Annotated in this window: 6 protein-coding genes; all 6 read left to right on the top strand. The window is 57.6% G+C overall.

The features are described from left to right. Window positions 1–160: 160 nt before the first annotated feature. On the top strand, window positions 161–1,387 hold the full coding sequence (locus tag EO170_RS15570; RefSeq protein ID WP_126946300.1) for an ABC-three component system protein: 1,227 nt from the start codon (window positions 161–163) through the stop codon (window positions 1,385–1,387). Continuing rightward, complete coding sequence (locus EO170_RS15575; RefSeq protein ID WP_126946302.1) at window positions 1,384–1,869, top strand: three component ABC system middle component; 486 nt, start codon at window positions 1,384–1,386, stop codon at window positions 1,867–1,869. The genes EO170_RS15570 and EO170_RS15575 overlap by 4 nt, the downstream gene beginning before the upstream one ends. Continuing rightward, window positions 1,866–3,824 carry a DUF3732 domain-containing protein gene (locus EO170_RS15580; protein WP_126946305.1) on the top strand — a complete coding sequence of 653 codons (1,959 nt, stop codon included), beginning with the start codon at window positions 1,866–1,868 and terminating at the stop codon, window positions 3,822–3,824. Before EO170_RS15575 ends, EO170_RS15580 begins: the two co-directional genes overlap by 4 nt. 681 nt (window positions 3,825–4,505) lie before the next feature. After that, window positions 4,506–5,015, top strand: a complete 510-nt coding sequence (locus EO170_RS15585) for a ferritin-like domain-containing protein (RefSeq protein WP_126946308.1) — start codon at window positions 4,506–4,508, stop codon at window positions 5,013–5,015. A 164-nt stretch (window positions 5,016–5,179) separates the two neighbouring features. Further along, complete coding sequence (locus tag EO170_RS15590; protein ID WP_104582953.1) at window positions 5,180–5,356, top strand: DUF3606 domain-containing protein; 177 nt, start codon at window positions 5,180–5,182, stop codon at window positions 5,354–5,356. Window positions 5,357–5,369: 13 nt separating this feature from the next. Then, window positions 5,370–6,709: DNA polymerase ligase N-terminal domain-containing protein (locus tag EO170_RS15595; protein WP_277601091.1), on the top strand; the 1,340-nt coding region annotated here is incomplete at its 3' end.

The raw sequence follows: 6,709 nt of genomic DNA on the forward strand, positions 1-6,709 counted from the left end.
GCGTGGATCAACGCAATAGCAAGAGCCAGGACTGAGTCCCCATTCACAAAATCGAGAATACGTTCCATTGATGCGTGCATTTTGCGTCGAAGTGGCGGCTGCGGTTGATTTCCTGACAAATTCTGAATATGTTAAGCGCATGTGAGCGCAGGGGGTGCCCATGTCCAAGGAAGAAGTTTCAGATCAAACAGGATCACACTCAGCTGAGGCATCTGCGCTCGGCTTCTACTACCAATCGTTATTCGCTCTGAAGACTCTGATCGAGTTCGACTCGGACGATGCCGCTGTTGCTGTCGAACGATTGGACGACGTAGAGCTTGTTGCCGATCAGCAAACGTTGCTTCTTCAGCTGAAGCACTCGTTGAGCGAGACACCTCCCTCGGTAACCGTGGCATCGCGGGCGCTTTGGAAGACACTCAAAGTGTGGATAGACACGTTGCCGCAACTGTCGATGGCGGAGACAACCCTGCACCTCGTGGCCGTGGGACAAGTCTCCGCAGGAAGTCCGCTTCAAGCGCTTTTGCACGATGGTTCTGATAGAAAAGTGCTGATCGACGCGCTGGTCGCGGAGGCAAATCGCGTCGTGGATAAGCGTGCAGAGGCAAAGGCTGCCAAGAAGGACCTGCCCTTTGGCGATCGCGCGGATGGGTGTGAAGCGTTCTTGGCTCTTCCTGCGCCGAGCCGTGAAACCCTAGTGCGCCGAATAAGGGTGCAGCCCAACTCGCCCAACATTGCAGCGATTGAGGCAGAGATCGCTAAAAGCCTTAAAGTCTTGCCTTCCGAGCAGCGAGCATTTGTGGCGTCTAGACTTGTCGCATGGTGGGACAGGGAAGTCATTTATTCGTTGTGTGGCAAGCGCAATAGGGCCATTGCCAAGCTCGAAGTTCAGACTCAGATCTCGTCGATAGTAGGAGAGATTGAGGCTGGATTGCTCCATGCTGACTTTTCAGGAGCCAAGCCCCCGTTTTCGCACGAGCCAGATTCCATGCTTGTTCGTCAGATCCGTCTCGTTGGTGGCGGGAAAACCGACGAAGGCAAGGCGACCGTGGAAGAATGGCGGGCTCGAGCTCAGCGCTCAAAGTGGGTTGAGGACAACCCCGCTATGGCGACCGCTATCAATCGGCACGATGATCACCTTCACGAGGAGTGGTCGAATCGACATGGAAAAATGATTGAGGATTGTCAGTCTTCGGATGAGCCAGAGAAGTGCGAGAGAGGATTGGCATTGCTCCGTTGGACGCATGACGATGCGCCGAGGTGCGTGGAAGCAATCGCAGCCAACTGGAGTGCAGTCTTCTACGTGCGAGGGAGCTACCAAGTGCTGGCGGTAGATAAAAAGGTAGGGTGGCATCCGGACTACATCAAGCGCCTGGAGGACGACGCGTGAGAGGCACCTATGACGTATTCGCTGAGACCAATCCTGCGTTTTGCGCCTATGCTCTGACACGCTTCACTGAGGCATTTGAGACGGTCAATGCCGATGGGCCATCACTGTCGCTCAGTTACATCGCACTTCCCATCGCACTCTCAGGTGACTTGTCGCTGAAGTTTGATGGAACAAACAAGAATACAGGGCTGTTGGAGTGGTTGATGAGGTGCCCTGAAGTCCAGATTGAGCTGGTTGATCGCGTAAACGGCTCAATGGGCATAGTTACGGAGGCAGTTCGATTTTCTTGCTTCATGAAAGCACTCACATTAGATGAAGCGGGGCGGCTGCGGTCGGGACCAAAAAGGCTCAAAAAAAGCGCAGTTAACGGCCTTAGTGAAGCGCCGCTCGCGGTGATCAAAAATTCAGAGCGGCTTGGCTATTGGTTCGCGATGGCTGGATCGGCACGGACGACATTTGACATGATGGGGCTTACTGTATGAAGCGCTGGAACATACTCGATATCTTTTTCCTTGGTGTCGACGGTCAGCGCCGTCTCGTTAGCTTGGTGCCGGACCAGGTGAACATCATCACCGGAGCCTCAGGCACAGGAAAGTCTGCTCTTATCAAAGCGATTGACTATTGTTTGGGTTCCAGTAAATGTGAGCTCCCCGCGCATGTGCGCCGAAGGGTGGTGGCTGTGGGCGTGCGATGGGCCAACGGCGATGATCAAATGATCGTGGGCCGAATGGTTCCACCAGTTGGGCAACAGACAAGCGGAAAAATGTTTGTTTCCAAGGGGCGAGACCTGCGGATTCCCTTGGGCATAGATGGCTTTGAGGGAGGCACCACTTTGTCTGCAGCAAAGGCTTTCTTGGAACGGGCATTTGGCATTGGTGATACGGAGGGCACATCGATTGATCCCACTCAGAAGGGACGAGCAAGTGTTCGCCAGGTGACGCCTTATCTTTTCCTGACCAAAGAAGTCATCGACAGCGAGACAGTTCTACTCCATGGCCTTGAGAAGGCGGAAAAGGCTAAAGACATTATTGCAACGCTCCCATACTTCCTTCGAGCAACCGACGAAGACAGCATCCTAGCGGAGCGGCGTCTGCGTCAGTTGCAGCGCGGACTGGAGTTGGCTGAAGCAAAAGCGCAAGCAAAGGCGTCATCCGAAAGTCTAATGGTGAGCCGTGCGCTGGGGTTGCTAGCCGAGGCAAGGCAAGTCGGCCTTTCGCGCGCCAGCACGGCACTGTCTGATGAGGCTGAGGTCTTGGGTGCACTACGCGCCGTTCTAGATGGGCGGATGGTTGAGGGAGAGCAGCCATCCGACGATGAGCTTTCTGATTTGCACGCATCTCGCCGCCAAGTGCTTGCCCGTCTGGAAGAAGTAAAAAAGAAGTCAAGAGCCACGAAGTCTGCTATTAGAGAGTCGTCCGGTTATCAAGGTGCGGTGAAGCAGCAGCATGAGAAGCTGATGCTTGTTGATCATTTGAAGCTCGGTGACGTGTCTCACGCCTGCCCGGTGTGCGAAAGCCCGTCGGATCGCGGCCGAGAAGTCGCTGCTGCACTGCAATCCGCTTTGACCAAGGTGCGCTCAGAAAGCATGGTCGTCGAGCGGGTCAAACCCCAGTTGCTTGAGGTCGATAGCAAACTGGACAGTGACGCACGGCACCTGAACGTCGAGCTTCGGCGTGTTGACGTCCGTATCGAAGGTTGGCTCGCCCAAAGTGAAAGAGCGCGGGAGCTCACCAGTTTGGCACAGGTCCACAGCCATCTGAGGGGTCGTATTTCTTACTTTGTCGAGAATATTGTTGATGAATCCCCAAAGGTTGGGGTGGACTTGGAAGGCATTCGAGCAGAGATCGAAGAGCTAGAGGCGCGCGTAAATAAAGAGGCCAAGAACATAAGGCTGCAGCGAGCCGAGCGTAAGGTCTCGGAATTTGCATCACTGGCGTTTAAAGAACTTCCCACGGTTGCTCCTTGTGTCGGAGCTGAATTGGAGTTCTTGTCACGAGGTCCTGATGTAGTGATGATCGAGGAGCAGAGCAATGCTGTGCTTCGCATGCCTGATCTGGGATCCGACCAAAACTACTTGGCTATCCACATCGCATTGTGCTTCGCTCTTCACCGCTATTTTGAGTTGGTGAGTTCGCCTGTGCCTGGGCTGTTGGTCTTGGATCAGGTCAGCCGTCCCTACTTCCCTGCGAAGGGGGATGACTATGATGTCAATGAGATAGGGGGCGGCGCTGAAGACGAGGATACTCAAGCGATGAGACAGCACATCGACTTCCTCTTTCTGGAGACGCAGCGTCGCAGCGGCCTCCAAGTCCTCCTGATCGAGCACGCCTATTTCGCTGATGACGTGCGATACCGCGAGGCTACACGTGAGCGATGGACAAGGCGGTCTGGGGAGGCGCTGATTCCCTTCGATTGGCCAATGCGGGAGGATGCCTAACCAGCTGAGGTGTCCTTTCGACTGGGTAAACGGTGGATGCAGGCCATGCATACGGCTATGATCGAGGAAACATTGAAAGGAAACCTGCCGAGCAGGCTTTCTGCAACGGTTTGAAGGGGTTGGATCAAGCGTGATCCGATCCCACTCTCTCCGCCATCGACTCTTAAATCACTGATTTGAAGTTAAGATCCTGATGGGGTCGATTGGGATGCAGGAAGCATGCAGGGAAAGCGCTCGCATGTGCATTCCTCATCTTCGGAGTGTCCCGTAATCGTGGCGACGTCCTCCCGGGTAGCCCCAGCATGCTTGAGCTTGGTGGCCAGCATGTCGTAAAGCATGGAACCGAGCCCATGGACAAAACGCGATGCGCGAGGGCGAGCACGTAGCAGACGGGACCGGAATAGCTGGCATGTTGGTCGAGGGCGACCTCCCCCTTTTGGCTTGATGTATGGGCCGGAGAAATCGATTCAGAGCCTGGGTCATGCGGGTAGGGGAAAAGGCGAAGTACCTGCCTTAAGCCGGCTTGATGACGTGCAGCGCGCAATCTCGGAACTTCACGCTGCTATGTCCGTAACCGACGCCTCGTTGCTCGGATTCGCTCCGCCGTCACTTCAACATCGCTTTTCCTCAATGTTTGGCTGGATAGGGTGCAGTTTCCCCTGATCTAACGAGGATATCCTCATGGCCGAACCCAGAGAAAACCTGCTTGATTGGCTCCGCGATGCCCATGCGATGGAGCAACAGGCCGAAACCATGTTGAGGGGCCAGGCGTCCCGCATTGAGCACTACCCGGTCTTGAAGGCGCGGATTGAAGAGCACATCCAGGAAACGATCGGCCAGCGGGAGCTGCTCGAGGGGTGTATCAAGCGTTTGGGCGGTTCTCCCTCCACGATCAAGGACGTGATGGGCAAGATGGCAGCGCTTGGCCAGGCGGTGGGTGGGATGACCGCATCGGACGAAATCGTGAAGGGCGCGATGGCCGGCTATGTCTTTGAACATTTCGAAATCGCGTCCTACACCGCGCTGATCGCTGCGGCCAAGACCGCCGGCGACCCGGAAACGGCACGGGTGTGCGAGCAGATTCTGGTTCAGGAGGAAGCAATGGCCGACTGGCTCGCGATCCACCTGCCGGAACTCACCGAAGAGTTCCTGGTGCGCGATGCAACGCCGGGCGTCGAGGCAAAGAAGTAACCATTGGATCCCCATAGGCGCCTTGGCGGCCGTTCCGCCGGGGCGCTGCTCTGCGCCAGATTCCAGGTTCTGCGATAGGCATGGGTGCCGAACTTCCAGAGGGCGAGCACCGTAATAGGCAGCACCGGCACGATGGCAGATAGCCACACATCGAGGAGGTCACCGTGACTGATGACAAGAACAACGCGGGTAGTCCGGATCGCGATCGCATCAACGTCAATGAAGACTACGAGCTGCAATACTGGACCAAGGCCTTGGGCGTCAGCGCCGAGGAGCTTCGGGCGGCGGTCAAGGCTGTCGGCCCCACCGCGGCGGCCGTGCGTAGGCACCTGGGCAAGTAACCGGGAGTAGGGCATGTCCCTCACCGAATACCGCCGCAAGCGGAGCTTCGACAAGACCAAGGAACCCGAACCGGGGGAGGTGTTGCCATCAGGGCAACGGGCGATTTTCGTGGTGCAACTTCACCATGCCAGCCGCCGTCATTACGACTTCCGGCTCCAGGTCGGTGATGCACTCAAGAGCTGGGCCGTTCCCAAAGGGCCCAGCTACGACCCGAAGGTCAAGCGCATGGCGGTGGAGGTCGAAGACCACCCCGTGGACTATGCCGCCTTCGAAGGCGAGATTCCGAAGGGGCAATACGGTGGCGGCCACGTCGCCCAGTTTGACCATGGGGTGTGGGCTACGTCGGACGACCCGGAGGCCCAACTCGCCAAGGGACATCTGCGGTTCGAACTCTTCGGCACCAAGCTCAAGGGCGGCTGGCACCTGGTTCGGTCAGGGAAGCCGGCCAAGCAGCCGCAATGGCTTCTCTTCAAAGAGGACGATGCCTTTGCCGGCGACGTGGAAGCGGATGATCTGTTGGGCGACGTCGCCTCGCCGCCTGCTGAAGATCTGAAGCGGGCAGGGGCTGGCAAGGCCGATAAGAAAAAGCTCACAGCCGTGGCCCTGCCAAAGAAGGGCCGTCGCAAGGATTGGTCGAAGAAGGCCGCCGCGCTGACCAGGGCCAAAGAAGCCGAACCGCCAGGCGGTCCCTTCGAACCGCAGCTGGCCAAGCTCGGCGATGCCCCACCCCAGGGCGACCACTGGGTGCATGAGATCAAGTGGGATGGCTACCGCATTCTGGCCACCATTGCCGACGGGGAGGTGCGCCTTTGGTCCCGCAATGCCTTGGAATGGACCGAAAAGCTTCCCGAAATCCGGGATGCCGTCGCTGCCCTCGGGCTGACGTCAGGGGCGCTGGACGGTGAGCTCATCGCCGGCAACGGCACCAAAGAGGACTTCAACCTCCTCCAGGCCACCCTGTCCGGGGAACGGCAAGGCACGTTGGCGTATGCCTTGTTCGATTTGCTCCACATCGACGGGGTAGATATTGCCGATGCGCCCCTGCTGGAGCGCAAGCAACTGCTGCAGGAGTTGTTGAAGGGCAGCCCGGGGCACCTGGCCTTCAGCTCCCACATCGAGGGCGATGGGGCATCGGCCTACCGGCTGGCTGGCGAGCGCCACTTTGAAGGCATCATCTCAAAGCGTGCAGACCGCGCCTATCACGCAGGCCGGGGCGAGGACTGGAAGAAGACCAAGCAGCTGGCCAGCGACGAGTTTGCCGTCGTGGGTTACACGGCGCCCAAGGGCAGCCGCACGGGGTTCGGGTCGTTGCTCCTGGCCAAGCCCGACCCCAAGCACGGCTGGCTTTACGT

The sequence above is a fragment of the Xanthomonas sp. BRIP62409 genome (genome assembly GCF_003992965.1).
Taxonomy (GTDB): domain Bacteria; phylum Pseudomonadota; class Gammaproteobacteria; order Xanthomonadales; family Xanthomonadaceae; genus Xanthomonas; species Xanthomonas euroxanthea.

What these genes read in the sequence shown, in the direction of transcription:
- EO170_RS15570 (WP_126946300.1), top strand. Translation starts at nt 161, where the DNA reads ATGTCCAAGGAAGAAGTTTCAGATCAAACAGGATCACACTCAGCTGAG.
- EO170_RS15580 (WP_126946305.1), top strand. Translation starts at nt 1,866, where the DNA reads ATGAAGCGCTGGAACATACTCGATATCTTTTTCCTTGGTGTCGACGGT.
- EO170_RS15585 (WP_126946308.1), top strand. Translation starts at nt 4,506, where the DNA reads ATGGCCGAACCCAGAGAAAACCTGCTTGATTGGCTCCGCGATGCCCAT.